The 18793-nt window shown below is 39.3% G+C and carries 16 protein-coding genes; all 16 read left to right on the plus strand.

From position 1 onward, the window contains the following. Positions 1–3 precede the first annotated feature (3 nt). The 16 genes from ACRPLQ_RS01985 to mutS all read left to right on the plus strand — a co-directional run bounded on the left by ACRPLQ_RS01985 (position 4) and on the right by mutS (position 18781). Positions 4–978 (plus strand): helix-turn-helix domain-containing protein, encoded by a 975-nt coding sequence (locus ACRPLQ_RS01985; protein WP_025750272.1) that lies wholly within the window; start codon positions 4–6, stop codon positions 976–978. A 144-nt stretch (positions 979–1122) separates the two neighbouring features. After that, entirely contained in the window at positions 1123–1707 is a 585-nt protein-coding gene (pgsA, locus tag ACRPLQ_RS01990) for a CDP-diacylglycerol--glycerol-3-phosphate 3-phosphatidyltransferase (RefSeq protein WP_028411382.1), read from the plus strand. A 16-nt stretch (positions 1708–1723) separates the two neighbouring features. Beyond that, positions 1724–2965 (plus strand): competence/damage-inducible protein A, encoded by a 1242-nt coding sequence (locus ACRPLQ_RS01995; protein ID WP_028411381.1) that lies wholly within the window; start codon positions 1724–1726, stop codon positions 2963–2965. Positions 2966–3164: 199 nt separating this feature from the next. Beyond that, positions 3165–4202: a recombinase RecA gene (gene recA, locus ACRPLQ_RS02000; protein WP_013058804.1), complete on the plus strand. Its 1038-nt coding sequence runs from the start codon at positions 3165–3167 to the stop codon at positions 4200–4202. A 280-nt stretch (positions 4203–4482) separates the two neighbouring features. After that, positions 4483–6042 carry a ribonuclease Y gene (gene rny / locus ACRPLQ_RS02005; RefSeq protein ID WP_013058803.1) on the plus strand — a complete coding sequence of 520 codons (1560 nt, stop codon included), beginning with the start codon at positions 4483–4485 and terminating at the stop codon, positions 6040–6042. An 81-nt stretch (positions 6043–6123) separates the two neighbouring features. Then, positions 6124–6921 carry a TIGR00282 family metallophosphoesterase gene (locus ACRPLQ_RS02010; RefSeq protein WP_028411380.1) on the plus strand — a complete coding sequence of 266 codons (798 nt, stop codon included), beginning with the start codon at positions 6124–6126 and terminating at the stop codon, positions 6919–6921. 223 nt (positions 6922–7144) lie between these two features. Next, positions 7145–7405 (plus strand): stage V sporulation protein SpoVS, encoded by a 261-nt coding sequence (gene spoVS / locus ACRPLQ_RS02015; RefSeq protein ID WP_003181955.1) that lies wholly within the window; start codon positions 7145–7147, stop codon positions 7403–7405. Between the two features lie 75 nt (positions 7406–7480). Next, positions 7481–8398: a dipeptidase gene (locus ACRPLQ_RS02020; RefSeq protein ID WP_033579803.1), complete on the plus strand. Its 918-nt coding sequence runs from the start codon at positions 7481–7483 to the stop codon at positions 8396–8398. Between the two features lie 183 nt (positions 8399–8581). Then, a complete protein-coding gene (locus tag ACRPLQ_RS02025) occupies positions 8582–8758 on the plus strand; it encodes a hypothetical protein (RefSeq protein ID WP_432235649.1) in 177 nt (58 codons plus the stop codon). Positions 8759–8775: 17 nt separating this feature from the next. After that, positions 8776–10533, plus strand: coding sequence for a 2-oxoacid:acceptor oxidoreductase subunit alpha (locus tag ACRPLQ_RS02030; protein ID WP_013058800.1), 1758 nt, complete (start codon positions 8776–8778; stop codon positions 10531–10533). Continuing rightward, positions 10520–11386 (plus strand): 2-oxoacid:ferredoxin oxidoreductase subunit beta, encoded by an 867-nt coding sequence (locus ACRPLQ_RS02035; RefSeq protein ID WP_013058799.1) that lies wholly within the window; start codon positions 10520–10522, stop codon positions 11384–11386. Before ACRPLQ_RS02030 ends, ACRPLQ_RS02035 begins: the two co-directional genes overlap by 14 nt. Before the next feature lie 254 nt (positions 11387–11640). Then, positions 11641–13170 (plus strand): tRNA (N6-isopentenyl adenosine(37)-C2)-methylthiotransferase MiaB, encoded by a 1530-nt coding sequence (miaB, locus tag ACRPLQ_RS02040; protein ID WP_025601388.1) that lies wholly within the window; start codon positions 11641–11643, stop codon positions 13168–13170. Between the two features lies 1 nt (position 13171). Then, entirely contained in the window at positions 13172–13603 is a 432-nt protein-coding gene (locus ACRPLQ_RS02045) for a RicAFT regulatory complex protein RicA family protein (RefSeq protein ID WP_013058797.1), read from the plus strand. Between the two features lie 236 nt (positions 13604–13839). Next, positions 13840–14385, plus strand: coding sequence for an outer spore coat protein CotE (locus ACRPLQ_RS02050; protein ID WP_013058796.1), 546 nt, complete (start codon positions 13840–13842; stop codon positions 14383–14385). Positions 14386–14562: 177 nt separating this feature from the next. Next, positions 14563–15960, plus strand: a complete 1398-nt coding sequence (locus ACRPLQ_RS02055; RefSeq protein ID WP_033579805.1) for an amino acid permease — start codon at positions 14563–14565, stop codon at positions 15958–15960. Between the two features lie 163 nt (positions 15961–16123). Next, the gene (gene mutS / locus ACRPLQ_RS02060; protein ID WP_028411377.1) at positions 16124–18781 is read left to right on the plus strand and encodes a DNA mismatch repair protein MutS; all 2658 of its coding nucleotides are present in this window, start codon (positions 16124–16126) and stop codon (positions 18779–18781) included. Positions 18782–18793 lie beyond the last annotated feature (12 nt).

An 18793-nucleotide genomic window follows, 5' to 3' on the forward strand; every position in this document is an offset into this window, starting at 1 on the left:
GCATTGACAGAGTTAGGACAAAGGTTAAGACAAGAACGAGAAAGCAAAGGATTGTCGTTAGAGGATTTACAAAAACTAACGAAAATTCAAAAACGCTATTTACTTGGCATTGAAGAAGGCAATTATGAGGTTATGCCAGGGAAATTTTACGTACGAGCGTTTATTAAGCAATACTGCGAAGCAATTGGGTTGGACACAGATGCTATTTTTGAAGAATACAAATCAGACATTCCTTCAACTCAAACAGAAGACATGCCGCAGCAGCTTTCGCGCGTTCGCAGCCGCAAAGAAATTCCTCAGCATACAAAAGGAGTTTCAAAAGCATATGACTACCTTCCAACTGTTCTAGTGGTGGCGGGAGTTGTAGTTGTTGGGATTATTATTTGGGTAATCGCTCAAAATATCGTCTCGGATAAAAACAAGGAGCAGGCTAACCAAGAAGCTCCAAACAGCGAAGTTCAGCAGTCTAACACGCAGGAAGAAACGAATGAAACTACTGCAAAAAATGACAATAGCAAGTCAGAAGATGAACAAAGTGCTGCTGATAAGAAAGAACAAGAAAAAGAAAAAGCTGAAAAAGAAAAAGCCGCAAAAGAAAAAGCTGAGAAAGAAAAAGCTGAAAAAGAAAAGAAAGACAGCGGTAAACAAGAATACAAGGAAGTTCAAAAAACAGGCAGAAGTGCTACGTATGCTCTTTCCGGTACAGATGCATTTAACCTAGAAGTAACATCCACTCAAGCAGATACTTGGTTAGATGTGAAAAATGGAAAAGGAAATGCTTTCTTTAGCTCCATTCTAAAAAAAGGTGAAACAAAAGAATTTGATTTGACGAAAGAAACGGAAGCTCGTGTCAACATCGGTTATTCACCTGGAGTAGAGTTAAAAGTAAATGGAAAAGCGGTTGACTTGCCGTTTGATTCATCCAAGCAAGTTCGACAAGTTGTAACGATTCAATATCAGCCGGCAGAAGCACAGTAAACAGCCTGTTTTAAAAAGTGGTCAGGGTGTAAATAAAGATAATATGTGAATTAAACACTCATTCACGCTATAATAAAACCAAAGCCGTGCAAACAACTTCGTTTGCACGCTTTCAGTTTGTAACAGTAATTGGAGGCAGAAGAAGTGAATTTACCAAACAAGATTACCATTTCGCGAATTTTTCTAATTCCCGTATTCCTCATTTTTATGATGGTGCCGCTACCATTTGGCACAGTAGAGGCAGCAGGAAAAGAGATTCCGATCGCTCATCTATTAGGGGCGGCATTATTTATTATTGCATCTACAACAGACTGGATCGACGGATACTATGCAAGAAAGTACGATTTAGTCACGAACTTGGGCAAGTTTTTAGATCCACTAGCAGACAAGCTGTTGGTTTCAGCTGCGCTTGTAGCTATTGTTGACTTAGATTTAATTGCAGGTGCAGGATGGGCTGCTATCATCATTATTAGCCGTGAATTTGCTATCACAGGTTTAAGACTTGTACTAGCAGGGGAAGGAGAAGTTGTAGCAGCCAATATGTTAGGTAAAATTAAAACATGGACTCAAATTTTAGCTATTTCAGCTATTCTGTTGTACAACTTGCCTTTTGAATGGATTTCCATTCCGTTTGCTAGCGTAATGCTTTGGATCTCAGTGATTTTTACGGTTATTTCAGGCTGGGACTACTTTGCTAAAAACAAACAGGCTTTTGTTAATTCAAAATAAGTAAGATGGAGATGATATGATGAACGCTGAAATTATTGGAGTCGGCTCTGAGCTGCTGCTTGGGCAAATTGCCAATACAAACGCTCAGTATTTATCGAAAAAATTAGCCGAACTTGGAATTAATGTTTACTATCATACAGTAGTAGGAGATAATGCACAGCGCTTGAAAGAAGTGATTGCTACAGCTCAAACACGTGCAGAGTTAATTATTTTCACAGGCGGGCTTGGTCCTACAAAAGATGATTTAACAAAAGAAACAATTGCGAGTGTGCTAGGAGTAGAGTTGACAACAAATGCGGAAGCACTTGAAAGCATTGAAGCCTATTTCAAACAGTCAAATCGTATCATGACACCTAACAATAAAAAACAGGCAATTGTACTTGAAGGTTCGACAGTGCTCCCTAATGATTACGGAATGGCTCCAGGTATGGGGCTTACAGTAGAGGGAAAACACTATATGCTATTCCCAGGGCCGCCAAAAGAGCTCTATCCAATGTATGAAGCATATGGTCAAGAATTTTTAGCTCAAAAGCTTGAATTAAAAGAAAGTATTGAATCACGCGTTCTTCGTTTTTTCGGAATAGGAGAATCACAGCTTGAGACGGAAATTGAAGATTTGCTTGATGCGCAAACAAACCCGACGATTGCACCGCTTGCAGGAGATGGAGAAGTGACGCTTCGCTTAACTGCTAAGCACGCTGATGCTGCTGAAGCACAGCGCATGTTAGACGAAGTGGAAAAAACCATTTCAGAGCGCGTAGGCGAGTATTTATATGGATACGAAGCAACTTCTTTACATAATGAATTGGTAAAAGAATTAACGGCACAAGGCTTGACGATTGCTTCAGCCGAAAGTTTAACCGGCGGGTTATTCAGCGAACGTTTAACAACTGTTTCAGGTGCTGGAGAAGTTGTTAAAGGCAGCCTGGTAGCCTATCATTATGAAATCAAGCAAAATATTCTCGGAGTGAGCGAACACACGCTGAATCAGTACGGAGCCGTTAGCGAGCAGTGCGCGGCTGAAATGGCTCAGCGTATTCAACAGTTATACAAAACGGATATTGGCATCGGTTTTACGGGTGTAGCTGGACCCTCTAAACAAGAAGGACACCCTGTAGGAACAGTGCATATAGGGGTCGCTTATAAGGATCAAACTCCTCAAGTTTACAGCTTGCAGCTATCTGGAAGCCGCCAAGGAATTCGTTCACGAACGGTTAATTACGGCTGTCATTACGTATTGAAGACGATAAAAAAATAAAGAAAAAAGGCTGCTTAGTTTTACCAAAGCAGCCTTTTTTTAATTTTATAAAAAACGAACATTTATTCGCTTTTTGCTTGTCAAACGACCCAAAAACTAGTATAGTAAGTTATAGAAAGTTGTTAATTCGACATTGCTACTACATCGTAGTAAGTTTGCAGTTTATAGATGATTTCAAAGAGATAGAGGAGGAAATTGAGTGAACGATCGTCAAGCAGCCCTTGATATGGCTTTAAAGCAAATTGAAAAGCAATTTGGTAAAGGTTCAATTATGAAATTAGGTGAACAAACGGAAAAAAGAATTTCTACAATTCCAAGTGGTTCATTAGCATTAGATATAGCTTTAGGCGTAGGTGGATATCCACGTGGACGTGTGGTGGAAGTATATGGCCCAGAAAGCTCAGGTAAAACAACAGTTGCTCTTCACGCGATTGCAGAAGTTCAACAGCAGGGCGGACAGGCTGCATTTATCGATGCGGAGCACGCGTTAGATCCTGTATATGCTCAAAAATTAGGTGTTAATATTGATGAGCTGTTATTATCTCAGCCTGATACAGGAGAACAAGCTTTAGAAATCGCAGAAGCTTTAGTTCGAAGCGGCGCAGTAGATATTATTGTTGTTGACTCAGTAGCAGCGTTAGTGCCAAAAGCGGAAATTGAAGGAGAAATGGGAGACTCTCACGTGGGTCTACAAGCTCGTTTAATGTCTCAAGCATTGCGTAAACTATCTGGAGCTATTAACAAGTCTAAAACAATCGCTATCTTTATTAACCAAATTCGTGAAAAAGTCGGCGTAATGTTTGGTAACCCTGAAACAACTCCTGGTGGACGTGCGCTTAAATTCTACTCTTCAGTGCGTCTAGAAGTGCGTCGTGCAGAGCAGTTAAAGCAAGGAAATGATATCGTAGGTAACAAAACAAGAATTAAAGTTGTGAAAAATAAAGTAGCTCCGCCTTTCCGTGCTGCCGAAGTAGATATTATGTACGGAGAAGGTATTTCAAAAGAGGGTGAAATTTTGGATATCGCTTCTGAACTAGATATTGTCCAAAAAAGTGGATCTTGGTATTCATATAATGACGAGCGTCTAGGTCAAGGCCGTGAAAATGCAAAGCAATTCTTAAAAGAAAATACTGATATTCGTCAGGAAATTGCGGGACAAGTGCGTGAACATCATGGTTTAGACCAAGATGGAGAGCCAGCTCCTGAGGATGACGATCAAGGCGATTTAAATATTTAATTTGCTGCGAGATAAAAAAAGACTCCTCTATTTCAAAGAAGGGGTCTTTTTTTTGTAAAAATTGTTAATGCTAGAAAAGTAACATACGAAATTTCAATATATACTGTAGAGGCAGGCTTGACAATAAAAATGCACAGATTTACAATTAAGATGTATATTTTCCCTTTTTAAAACATTTTAGCGTTTAAAAGCCTTTGTGTGTATATTGAAAGGTGAATACGATGTACATGCCGACATGAAATTTAAAACTTACAAGTTTATAGCAAGGGGAGGTGAAATGATGGATACTAATACAATCATCTTCGCTTTGCTTGGCCTAATCGTCGGTGCAGTTGTTGGCTTTTTTGTTTGTAAATCGATTGCTGAAGCTAAAATTGCGGGAGCAAAGTCTAGTGCAGAACAAATTATTGATGAAGGAACCCGCGAGGCGGAAGCTTTGAAAAAAGAAGCTTTACTAGAAGCGAAGGATGAAATCCATCAGCTTCGTACAGAGGCAGAACAAGATATTCGTGATCGTCGAGCAGAACTTCAAAAACAAGAAAATCGATTAATGCAAAAAGAGGAAAATCTTGATCGTAAAGACGAATCACTTGATAAACGTGAAGCGTTACTTGAAAAGAAAGATGATTCTCTTACTGTTAAACAACAGCATATTGAAGAGATGGAAAGCAAAGTTGAAGAAGTAGTACGTGCACAGCAAACAGAGCTAGAGCGTATTTCAAGCTTAACAAGAGAAGATGCAAGAGCGATTATTTTAGATCGTGTTGAAAATGAACTTTCCCACGACATTGCAATAATGGTAAAAGAAACAGAAAACCGTGCAAAAGAAGACGCCGATAAAAAGGCGAAAGAAATTCTTTCACTTGCTATTCAGCGTTGCGCAGCAGATCATGTTGCTGAAACGACTGTCTCAGTTGTTAACTTGCCAAATGACGAAATGAAAGGCCGAATTATCGGTCGAGAAGGTCGAAACATCCGTACGCTTGAAACTTTGACAGGAATTGATCTTATTATTGATGATACGCCAGAAGCAGTTATTTTATCAGGATTTGACCCAATTCGTCGTGAGACAGCAAGAATTGCACTTGATAAACTCGTTCAAGATGGTCGTATCCATCCCGCACGTATTGAAGAAATGGTTGAAAAATCTCGCCGCGAAGTGGACGAATATATTCGTGAAGTCGGTGAACAAACGACGTTTGAAGTCGGTGTTCACGGGTTGCATCCAGACTTGATGAAAATTCTTGGTCGCTTAAAATTCAGAACAAGCTATGGTCAAAATGTGCTGAAACATTCAATGGAAGTAGCTCATTTATCAGGACTTATGGCTGCTGAATTAGGTGAAGATGAAACGTTAGCCAAACGAGCAGGATTGTTACATGATATTGGTAAAGCAATTGACCATGAGGTAGAAGGAAGCCACGTAGAAATCGGTGTTGAATTAGCTACAAAGTATAAAGAACATCCGGTTGTTATTAACGCGATTGCTTCTCACCATGGAGATACAGAACCAACATCAATCATTGCTGTACTAGTTGCAGCAGCGGATGCATTATCTGCTGCAAGACCAGGTGCTCGCAGTGAGACGTTAGAAAACTACATTCGTCGTCTTGAAAAGTTAGAAGAAATTTCAGAGTCTTATGAAGGCGTTGAAAAATCATTTGCAATTCAAGCAGGGCGTGAAGTTCGTATTATGGTGAAACCAGATACGATTGGTGATCTAGAAGCGCATCGACTTGCTCGAGATATCCGAAAACGAATTGAAGATGAGCTGGATTATCCTGGCCACATCAAAGTAACGGTTATTCGCGAAACAAGAGCAGTAGAGTATGCAAAATAAAAATGAAGTGGCGTTTCGCCACTTTATTTTTTTTCGTAGAGATGAAGATGCAGATTAAGAATGAAGTATAGGAGCTTTTACATGAGAATTTTATTTATTGGAGACGTAGTTGGTTCTCCAGGCCGTGAAATGGTTGAAGAATATTTACCGAGATTAAAAAGAAAATACTCTCCGGGACTTACAATTGTGAATGGAGAAAATGCAGCTTCAGGAAAAGGAATTACCGAAAAGATTTATCGTCAGTTCTTACAAGCAGGGGCTAACATTATTACTCTTGGTAACCATGCGTGGGACAAACGTGAAATTTTTGATTTTATTGACGATGCAAAAAATCTTGTTCGTCCAGCAAATTTTCCTGAAGGTACACCGGGCAAAGGAATTACGTATTTTACGTACAATCAGCTTGAGGTAGCCGTGATTAATTTACAAGGGCGTACGTTTATGGCTCCGCTCGATTGTCCATTTCAAAAAGCAGATGAATTAATTGAAGAAGCACGCCAGCGCACTCCGCTTATTTTTATTGATTTTCATGCTGAAACAACAAGTGAAAAGCAAGCGATTAGCTGGTATGTGGACGGTCGTGTCAGCGCTGTTGTCGGCACTCATACGCACGTTCAAACAGCTGACAATCGTATATTGCCAAAAGGAACAGCCTACATCTCTGACGTAGGAATGACGGGACCTTATGACGGCATTTTAGGGATGGAGCGCGAAGCTGTTATTAAGCGTTTTTTAACGTCTCTTCCTGTTCGATTTGAAGTGCCAAAAGAAGGAAGAACGCAGCTTAGTGGAATCGTTATTGATATTGATCAAAAGACGGGGAAAGCAACAAAAACAGAGCGAATTTTAATTAACGAAGATCATCCGTTTTTTGAATAAAGGGAAAAAGTCAATGTGTCGAAAGGCGATACATTGGCTTTTTTATTTTGTCAAAAACGTAAAAAGAAAAAAGAAAGGTGTAGAAATATAAGTTTTTGAATATTTAGGAAAAACAAGCAGGAATACGTTTGACATATCGTGAATATAGTAACATTGAAATCAATTAAGTCATTGGTCTAATGATCTCTCATCATACATTGTAAAGAATAAGGAGGAGCTAGATATGGAAATATTAAAAGTTTCAGCAAAGTCTAATCCAAATTCAGTTGCTGGTGCCTTAGCAGGCGTGCTGCGCGAACGCGGCGCAGCAGAAATTCAAGCCATTGGGGCCGGGGCACTTAATCAAGCAGTAAAAGCTGTAGCAATCGCAAGAGGGTTCGTTGCACCAAGTGGGGTTGATTTAATCTGCATCCCAGCTTTTACAGATATTCAAATTGATGGAGAAGAGCGAACAGCCATTAAATTAATTGTAGAGCCGCGATAATTATAAAAACCACGGACCTGTAAAGCATAGAAGCCAAACAGGTCCTTTTTGTATAGAGTTAAAGGGGTGTTGGTTGTGATATTTGATGCTCATTGTGATGTATTAATGAAGCTCTGGTTAAATAAACGTTTATCTTTTACATATGATTCAGCGCTGCATGTTACGTTAGAAGGCATAAAAAAAGCAAAAGGGAAAGTTCAGCTATTCGCTATTTATATTCCAGAAGCGGTTCCGGCAGCTCAGCGCTTTGATGTTGCGTTAGAAATGATTCAGCTGTTTCAGAGTCATATTTTATCGCTTCCCGGTGTAAAATGGGTTCGTTCAAAGCGCGATATAGATAGCTTGAAAAAAGGTGAACTTGGAGCCATGCTGACGCTTGAAGGGTGCGATGCCATTGATACAAGTTTAGTTCGCTTAAAGACACTTTTTTCACTGGGTGTACGTTCAGTAGGCTTGACATGGAATTACAGCAATGCTGTATGTGATGGTATTTTAGAACCTCGAGGTGCGGGGTTATCGTCTTTTGGAAGAGAAGTTGTTGAATTGAATAATGAACATAAAGTATGGACGGATGTCTCTCATTTATCAGTAAGAGGTTTTTGGGATGTGATTGAGCTAGCACAATATGTAGTGGCTACTCATTCCAATTCACACGTATTGTGTTCTCATCCCCGGAATTTAAGAGACGATCAAATTCATGCTTTAATAAAGCGAAACGGCGTGATTGGTATTACGTTTGTCCCTGAATTTTTAACGAGTTCTGCCAAAGCGCACATAGCGGATGTGATCCGTCATCTTGATTACATATGTGAAAGAGGAGGCGAATACTCCGTTGGTTTTGGCTCAGACTTTGACGGCATTGACAAAACGGTTTATCGTCTCGGAAGATATGAACAGTATACGAATTTAATTGAAGAACTCCTTAAGTATTACACTGAGGAGCAGGTAAAACGTTTTCTGTTTCAAAACTTTGCCGATCGTGTATGCAACTAATAAAAAAAGAGCTTTTTCTTTTTGGGAAAGCTCTTTTTATAGAAGTTATTTATATAATAATACCTCATGTGAAGGCAGAAAAGATCATTAAAAAACTTCATCTTATTCATTAAATATAAATATAATTAAAACGATTGAGAATTCAATGGAAAGGGTTGCATTTTTCTGGCAATCGGAATAAAATTGAAAACGGATTATGGAGCTGTTCAAGCAGAAACGTATCCTGCACAGCGACAAGGTGCTGTGGGAGTTTTGCGGATGATTTTTGTTCGTGAAGTGCAGAAGCAAATGAAATCGTTTGCTAATTTACTTTTTTCAGTTTTTATCAATAAAATAGATTTCTATATTAAGAGCAATTAAAGGAGTGGCGTTGATTTATGGTACAGCAACTTTCATGGAAAGTTGGCGGACAGCAGGGTGAGGGAATCGAAAGTACGGGAGAAATCTTTTCAACCGCTTTAAATCGATTAGGTTATTACTTATACGGCTATCGTCATTTTTCTTCTCGTATCAAAGGTGGACATACAAATAATAAGATCCGAGTGAGTACAACTCAGGTTCGATCTGTGTCAGATGATTTGGATATTTTAGTTGCGTTCGATCAGGAAACAATCGATGTAAACGTCCATGAGCTGCGCGTAGGAGGCGTTGTAATTGCAGATGCGAAATTCAACCCAAGTCTGCCCGAAACATGTACAACTGCTACGCTATACGCTGTTCCGTTTACAGAAATTGCAACGGAACTAGGAACGTCGCTAATGAAGAACATGGTTGCTGTAGGCGCTTCAAGTGCTGTGCTTCATATTGACACAGAAGTATTTGAAGAAGTAGTGCTTGAAATCTTCGGTAAAAAGGGCCAAAAAGTTGTACAAAAAAACATGGAAGCTATTAAAAAAGGTGCAGATTACATTCGTGAACAGCTAGGCGAACAATTAGAAACAATGAAACTAGATCCAGCGGATGGTAAAAAACGTATGTTTATGATTGGAAACGATGCGATTGCACTAGGTGCTTTAGCCGGTGGGGCTCGTTTTATGCCAGCATATCCAATTACCCCTGCTTCAGAAATCATGGAATACTTAATTAAAAAGCTTCCTCAATTCGGTGGAACTGTTATTCAAACAGAAGATGAAATCGCAGCATGTACGATGGCTATCGGAGCTAACTATGCAGGCGTACGTGCGCTGACAGCATCAGCTGGACCTGGTCTATCATTAATGATGGAGTCGATTGGATTAGCGGGCATCACTGAGCAGCCTGTTGTGATTATTGATACGCAGCGCGGCGGTCCAAGTACAGGGCTTCCAACTAAGCAAGAACAGTCTGACCTAATGGCTATGATTTACGGTACGCACGGTGAAATTCCGAAGATCGTCATGGCGCCAAGTACGGTTGAAGAAGCATTCTACGATACGATTGAAGCGTTTAACTTAGCAGAAGAATATCAGTGTCCAGTTATTATGCTAACGGATTTACAGCTTTCACTTGGGAAACAGTCGGTAGAACCGCTTGACTATAACCGCGTTGAAATCCGCCGCGGCAAGCTTCAGCAAGGAGAGCTAGAAGAGTTGGAAGAAAAACAATATTACAAGCGCTACCGCGTAACAGAAGACGGCGTATCACCACGCGTCATTCCAGGAATGAAGCATGGCATTCATCACGTAACGGGAGTAGAACATGATGAGACAGGAAAGCCATCTGAATCTCCGGTGAACCGCGATGATCAAATGAATAAGCGTCTTCGTAAAACAAAAGGAATTCGTTTTAATACGCCAATTCATGTTCACTCTCATGAAAAAGAGTCTGATATTTTATTTGTTGGATTTAATTCGACGCGTGGAGTTATTGAAGAGGCAATGGAACGTTTGGAACAGGACGGTATAAAAGTAAATCACGCTCACATTCGTTTAATTCATCCTTTCCCAGCTGACGAACTGCTTCCTTACGTGCAAGGAGCTAAAAAAGTAGTTGTCGTTGAAAACAATGCTACTGGACAGCTTGCTAATATTTTAAAAATGAATATCGCAAGTCATGATAAAATTCAAAGCGTATTGAAGTACGATGGAAATCCATTTCTTCCGCAAGAAGTATACGCAAAAAGTAAGGAGATGTTTGTGTTAAATGGCAACGTTTAAAGATTTTCGTAACAGTGTAAAACCTAACTGGTGTCCGGGGTGTGGAGATTTCTCCGTACAAGCAGCCATTCAACGCGCATCTGCTAACGTAGGTTTAGAACCTCATGAGCTTGCTGTTATTTCAGGTATTGGATGCTCTGGACGTATCTCTGGTTATATTAATTCATATGGTTTTCACGGTATTCACGGACGTGCGCTTCCAATCGCTCAAGGTGTAAAAATGGCTAATCGTGATTTAACCGTTATCGCATCTGGCGGTGATGGAGATGGGTTTGCTATCGGTATGGGACACACGGTACATGCGATTCGCCGAAACATCGATGTAACGTATATCGTAATGGATAACCAAATCTATGGTTTAACAAAAGGACAAACATCTCCTCGCAGTGAAGTAGGATTCAAAACAAAAAGTACGCCTGAAGGATCAATTGAGTCGTCTTTATCTGTCATGGAGCTGGCGTTAACTTCCGGGGCAACGTTTGTAGCGCAAAGCTTTTCAACGAATTTAAAAGAGTTAACAAGCTTAATTGAACAAGGCATTCAGCATAAAGGTTTTTCTTTAATTAACGTATTTAGCCCGTGCGTAACGTATAACAAAGTGAACACGTATGATTGGTTTAAAGAAAACCTAACTAGTCTTAGCACAATTGAAGGTTATGATGCAAACAATCGTATGCAAGCTATGCAGACGTTAATGGAGCATAATGGCTTAGTAACAGGGCTTATTTATCAAAATGCGCATCAGCCGTCGTATCAGCAGCTTGTTCACGGCTATAGTGAAGAGCCGCTGTCAAAAGCAGACTTAGGTATGACTGAGGAAAAATTTGATGAGCTAGTGGCTGAATTTATGTAAAAGAGGCTGCAATAAAAGCAGTTTAGTAGAGGGAAAATCCGAACGGTAAATTGAGATTCTTAATGGAGAATCCAGCTCGTTCGGATTTTTTCATAGTCATAGGTATAGAAAATAGGTATATGATTGTGTTCGCTACTTGAAAGTTATATACTATGTTAATGTGATGAGTTTTATGCATAAGCATAAGGCTGTCACATTTTTTTGCGATTTACAGGTGCAACGTGACAATTGTCATGGCGAAAGGAGATTTTTTTATGAACGAAAAACAACGTTTAGAAAGCAACCAAGTTAATCCAGCGGACAAAAAATCCGAAAAGGATTACAGCAAATATTTTCAAACAGTATACATGCCACCTTCTTTAAAAGATGCGAAAAAACGAGGAAAAGAAGAAGTTTCCTATCACAACGATTTTGCAATCGATGAACAGTTTCATGGAATGGGACAGGGACGTAAGTTTTATATCCGTACGTACGGCTGTCAAATGAATGAGCACGATACAGAAGTAATGGCTGGTATTTTTCTAGGCCTTGGCTACGAGCCGACTGACTCTGTTGAAGATGCTCATGTTATTTTATTGAATACGTGTGCGATCCGTGAAAATGCGGAAAATAAAGTGTTTGGTGAATTAGGACACTTGAAGGCCTTAAAGCGCGAGCGTCCTGAGCTATTAATCGGCGTCTGCGGATGTATGTCTCAAGAAGAGTCAGTTGTAAATAAAATTTTACAAAAACATCAGCACGTGGATATGATTTTTGGTACACATAACATTCACCGTTTGCCTCACATTTTGAACGAAGCATACTTAGCAAAAGAAATGGTGATTGAAGTATGGTCTAAAGAAGGGGACGTTATTGAAAACCTTCCAAGAGCACGTAAAGGCAGCGTCAAAGCATGGGTTAACATCATGTACGGCTGTGACAAGTTCTGTACGTACTGTATCGTTCCGTATACGCGAGGAAAAGAACGAAGCCGCCGTCCAGAAGATATTATCCAAGAAGTACGTCATTTAGCTGCTCAAGGCTACAAAGAAATTACGCTTCTAGGCCAAAACGTTAATGCATACGGAAAAGATTTTGAAGACATGACGTACGGCTTAGGCGACTTAATGGACGAAATCCGTAAAATTGACGTTGCTCGTATCCGTTTTACAACAAGTCACCCTCGTGACTTTGATGACCGTTTAATTGAAGTTCTTGCTAAAGGTGGAAATCTTGTCGATCACATTCACTTGCCTGTTCAATCAGGAAGCAGTGATATCTTAAAAATTATGGCACGAAAATATTCTCGTGAACATTATTTAGAGCTTGTTCGTAAAATTAAAGAAGCCATTCCAACGGCATCATTAACAACTGATATTATTGTTGGTTTCCCAAATGAAACGGATGAGCAGTTTGAAGAAACAATGTCGCTATATCGTGAGGTTGAATTTGATAGTGCTTATACGTTTATTTATTCACCTCGTGAAGGTACGCCGGCTGCTAAGATGCAAGACAACGTACCAATGGAAGTGAAAAAAGAGCGTCTTCAGCGTTTAAATGCTCTTGTAAATGAAATTTCTGCAAAGAAATTGAAGGAATATGAAGGTAAAGTTGTCGAAGTATTAGTAGAAGGTGAAAGTAAAAATAATCCGGAAGTATTAGCAGGCTACACGGAAAAAAGTAAGCTTGTAAACTTCAAAGCACCTAAGTCAGTGATTGGGCAACTTGTAAAAGTAAAAGTTACAAAAGCCAAAACATGGACATTAAACGGGGAAATGGTAGAAGAAACAGCAGAGGTGAAGTAATATGGCGCAGTATAACAAGAGTGACGTAATTAAACGTGCTCAAGAGCTGGCAAAAATGATTGCTGAAACGGAAGAAGTAGATTTCTTCAAGCGTGCCGAAGCTCAGCTTAACGAAAATCAAAAAGTGCGTGAAACCATTGCAAGCATTAAAAGTTTGCAAAAACAAGCTGTTAATTTCCAACATTATGGTAAGACAGAAGCGTTAAAACAAGTGGAGGCAAAAATCGATCGTTTACAGGAAGAGCTGGATGAACTGCCGATTATTCAGCAGTTTCAAGAGTCTCAAATAAACGTGAATGATTTGCTTCAACTTGTCGCTAACACTATTTCAAACACAGTAACAGATGAAATTATTGTGTCAACAGATGGTGATTTACTGCGCGGTGAAACAGGTTCACAGGTGCGAAACAGCCCTGGATCTAGCTGCTCATAAAGAAAAAATGCCTTAGCAAATTGCTGAGGCATTTTTTTGTGCATCACGTGTGCATTATGTGGCATGAAAATTGGGCAGATTTTCTCTCTAATAATTGTCACGTTTTTCTATATCCTTGCATACAATGGAACATAGGTTTTTTATGCCTTAAACCTAGTTTCTTAAAAATAATGTGCAAACAAGTGAATGAGCCTGCATAGGATGAAATGAAGATAGTTTGAGGAGGGTATGCTCACATGTCACAACACTATAGAGAAATTATTACAAAAGCAGTCGTAGGTAAAGGTCGCAAGTTTACACAATCGTCTCATACGCTTGCACCGAAAAATCGACCAACAAGCATCTTAGGATGCTGGGTGATTAACCATGAGTACAAAGCAAAGAAAAGCGGCAGCAATGTAGAAGTTGACGGCAGATATGATATTAACATCTGGTATTCGTACAATAATAATACAAAAACCGAAGTTTGGACGGAAACCGTATCATACAAAGATAATATTAAGCTGCGCTATAAAGACGAAGATTCGATTGGAGACGATTACGAAGTAATTGTTCGCGTGCTGCAGCAGCCAAATTGCCTAGAGTGCACAATTTCACCCAATGGCAATAAAACGATTGTTCAAGTAGAGAGAGAATTGTTGGCGGAAGTGATTGGCGAAACCAAGGTTTGTGTTGCAGTAAATCCGAAAGGCTGCGATGATGAAGACGAGTTTGATTTAGACGTAGATGACGATGAATTTGAAGATTTAGATCCTGATTTTATATTAGGAGACGATGAGTAACTAGGAAGAAGTTCTTCCTAGTTTTTTTATTTTTACTATTTTAAGAAAATTCTTATAAAAATAAAAAAATATATTGCTTTTTGTCGAATGCGCAGTGTATAGTAAATCTAAAGAAAATAATGCATTAATTTTCAGAAAATTTAGTTATATCAGATAAGTATTTTTTGGGGGTTTACTATGAGCTTATTTCGTAAAAAATCAATTCAAACGTTAATTAGTGAAACCAACTCTAAAGGTGTTAAATTAAAAAAGGATTTAGGCGCTTTCGATTTAACGATGTTAGGAATTGGAGCCATTATCGGAACCGGAATTTTTGTATTAACGGGCGTAGCCGCCGCTGAACATGCCGGTCCAGCTTTAGTTATATCTTTCATTATGTCAGGACTTGCGTGTGTGTTTGCAGCTCTTTGTTATGCGGAGTTTGCCTCAACAGTTCCCGTTTCAGGAAGTGCATACACTTACAGTTATGCAACATTTGGTGAATTAATCGCTTGGATTTTAGGGTGGGATCTTATCTTGGAATACGGTCTTGCTTCTTCTGCTGTAGCGAGCGGATGGTCGGGGTATTTCCAAGGATTGTTAGCAGGGTTTGGCATACATTTTCCAAAAGCTTTAACAAGTGCATACAATCCTGCAAACGGCACGTACATTGATATTCCAGCAATTATGATTGTTTTCTTAATTACCTTGCTTTTAACACAAGGAGTAAAAAAATCTTCACGTTTTAATGCTATCATGGTTATTATTAAACTGGCTGTTGTACTTCTGTTTATCGGGGTAGGAGTTAGCTATGTTAAGCCAGAAAACTGGACGCCGTTTATGCCGTTTGGTTTCTCGGGAGTAGCGACAGGAGCAGCAACTGTATTCTTCGCCTACATTGGATTTGATGCTGTAGCAACAGCGGCCGAGGAAGTACGTAAGCCTCAGCGAGATATGCCAATTGGAATCATCGCATCTCTTGCGATTTGTACAGTCCTTTATATCGTCGTATCGCTTATCTTAACAGGAATCGTCCCTTATACTGAATTAAATGTTAAAAACCCTGTAGCATTTGCTTTAAGCTACATTAATCAAGACTGGGTAGCAGGATTTATTTCATTAGGTGCAATTGTTGGTATTACAACGGTATTACTCGTTATGATGTATGGACAAACTCGTTTATTTTATGCGATCAGTCGAGATGGTCTATTGCCAAAGCCTTTTTCAAAAATCAGTGAGAAAAAACAAACGCCAGTAGTAAATACGTGGATTACATGTTTACTAGTATCTATCTTCTCTGGTTTAGTACCATTAGGAAGATTAGCAGAGTTAACAAATATCGGTACTCTTTTTGCTTTCATGACTGTATCAATTGGAATTTTATATTTACGTAAATCAAAACAAACTTCAGAATCGACTGGTTTCCGCGTACCGTTCGTGCCGGTGGTTCCAATTTTAGCTTTTGTGTTCTGTTTATACTTAGCACTTCAGCTTCCAAAGTTAACATGGATTAGTTTCGTAATTTGGCTTGTACTAGGGCTAGTGGTTTACTTCTTATACGGACGTAAGCATAGTCATTTGAACAGCAGTAAATAATGAAAAGCTTCGGACAAGCTTCTTCCTTCGTCCGAAGCTTTTTTATTTGTTTGATGAAAAGAAATTGAAGATTGTTCTATTTGAATAAATTAAGTTTAAGAAAGACTTATGTTATAATACGTGTAGCAAAAACGCACAACTAGATGTGGTATGGAGGAATAGTATGGCAGCGTATACGCCAATGATACAGCAATATTTGAGAATTAAGGCAGAGTATCAAGATGCCTTTTTATTTTTTAGATTAGGTGATTTTTATGAAATGTTCTTTGAAGATGCTACGACAGCTTCTCAAGAACTTGAAATAACATTAACAAGTCGAGACGGAGGAGGACAAGAGCGAATTCCGATGTGCGGGGTTCCGTATCACTCTGCTCCTACGTATATCGAGCGTTTAATTGAAAAGGGATTTAAAGTAGCTATTTGTGAGCAGGTAGAAGACCCTAAGCATGCAAAAGGTGTTGTAAAGCGAGAAGTGGTGCAGGTGATTTCACCCGGAACACTGATGAACGAACGCGGACTGCATGAAAAGGAAAATAACTATATTTGTTCTGTTACTGCGTTCGAGGATCAAACGTTTGGTCTTGCTCTTTCTGATTTGTCTACAGGAGAAAACAGCGTAACGCTTGTTAGTTCGTTTCACGATATCGTCTCAGAAATTTATGCAAAAGAAGCAAAAGAAGTCGTTGTAAGCTCTGAGTTTCCTGCTGACTTATTACAAACACTAAAAGAGCGCATGACGATTACCATTTCTTATGAGAATAGTACAGATCAAGTAGAAGGACTAGATTATTTAGTAGAGTCGCTTCAGCAGCAAAAGCTTATTACAACGTTTGCGCGTATTCTTCAGTATTTAACTCGCACGCAGAAGCGTTCGCTTGAGCACTTACAGCCCGTGCAGTTTTATCAAATCAATGAATATATGAAAATTGATTTGTTCTCTAAGCGAAACCTAGAGTTAACCGAAACGATTCGTTCAAAAGGAAAGAAAGGCTCGCTTCTATGGCTATTAGACCAGACCGTTACGGCAATGGGCGGCCGTTTATTAAAAAATTGGATTGACCGTCCGCTTTTAAAACAAGCGGATATTGATAATCGTTTGAATATGGTAGATGTCTTAATGAAACAGTTTTTTGAACGAGAAGAACTGCGTGAGTTGCTAAAAGACGTATATGATTTAGAACGCTTAGCTGGTCGAGTAGCTTTTGGGAATGTAAATGCTCGTGATTTAATTCAATTAAAAAAATCATTGCAAAATGTGCCTCATATTCAAGAGGTTGTGAATCGTTTGAATCATCCTTATGCCACAAAGCTTGTTGAAGACATTGATCCTTGTGAGCGATTAGCTAATCTTCTTGAAAGAGGATTAAAAGAGCACCCTCCGTTGTCAATTAAAGAAGGAGACATTATTAATGACGGCTATCATGAACAGCTTGATCAATATCGAGATGCAAGCCGAAACGGAAAAACGTGGATTGCGTCACTTGAACAGCAAGAGCGTGAGAAAACAGGGATTCGCTCACTGAAAATTGGTTATAATCGTGTGTTCGGCTATTATATAGAAGTAACGCGGGCAAATCTGCATCTTTTGCCTGAAGGAATGTATGAACGAAAACAGACGTTAACCAATGCAGAACGTTTTATTACGCCTGAGCTGAAAGAAAAAGAAGCGCTAATTTTAGAAGCGGAAGAGAAAATTGTAGAGCTGGAATATGAATTGTTTTTACAAATTCGTGAAGAAGTAAAAGCATATATTCCAAGGCTGCAAGAACTTGCTAAAAAAGTAAGTGAGCTCGACGTACTGCAGTGCTTTGCAAAAATCAGTGAAGAACGTCATTACACGAAGCCTATTTTTTCAAGTGAAGACATTTCGATTCAAAATGGACGCCATCCAGTAGTAGAAAAAGTAATGAATTCGCAGGAATATGTGCCAAACGACTGTCAAATGACGGATGATAGTTCAATTTTACTGATTACAGGACCAAATATGTCTGGTAAAAGTACGTACATGCGTCAGGTCGCTTTAACGGCGATATTAGCTCAAATTGGCTGTTTTGTGCCAGCTGACGAAGCGGTTCTGCCGATTTTTGATCAAGTGTTTACACGTATCGGAGCAGCTGATGACTTAATTTCAGGCCAAAGTACGTTTATGGTCGAGATGCTAGAAACGAAGAATGCAGTGACAAATGCCACTCAGTCGAGTCTGATCCTGTTAGATGAAATTGGACGGGGCACGTCTACGTATGACGGAATGGCTCTTGCTCAAGCAATTATTGAATACGTTCATGAACATATTGGCTGTAAGACACTATTTTCTACTCATTATCATGAATTAACCGTACTCGATGAGTCGCTTCCTGCGCTTAAAAATGTTCATGTAAGCGCGGTTGAAAAAAATGGGAAAGTCGTCTTTTTACACAAAATCAAAGATGGTGCCGCAGATAAAAGCTATGGTATTCACGTAGCGGAACTAGCAGAACTTCCAGATCCGCTTCTGGAGAGAGCTCGCGTCATCTTACACGATTTAGAACAATTTTCTGAGCGTGAACCTGTACGTCAGGCTCCAAAAAGAGAAGAGATAACACAACAAGTTCCACAAGAAGGTGCTTCTTTGGTTCAAGAAGAACGTGCAGATCGTAAAAAAGCAGATGAAGCCAATCAGCTTTCGTTCTTTGAAATAGAAGAGAAAAAAGAAAAGCCTGCGCTTTCAAAACGTGAAAAAGCAATTATCGATCGTTTAAAAGAGCTCGATATTTTAGAAATGACGCCTTTAGACGCAATGAATGCGATGTATGAACTGCAAAAATCATTAAAAAAGAAATAGATTGAGAGGAGT

The sequence above is a fragment of the Priestia sp. TRN 1309 genome (assembly GCF_050846875.1).
GTDB lineage: Bacteria > Bacillota > Bacilli > Bacillales > Bacillaceae_H > Priestia > Priestia zanthoxyli.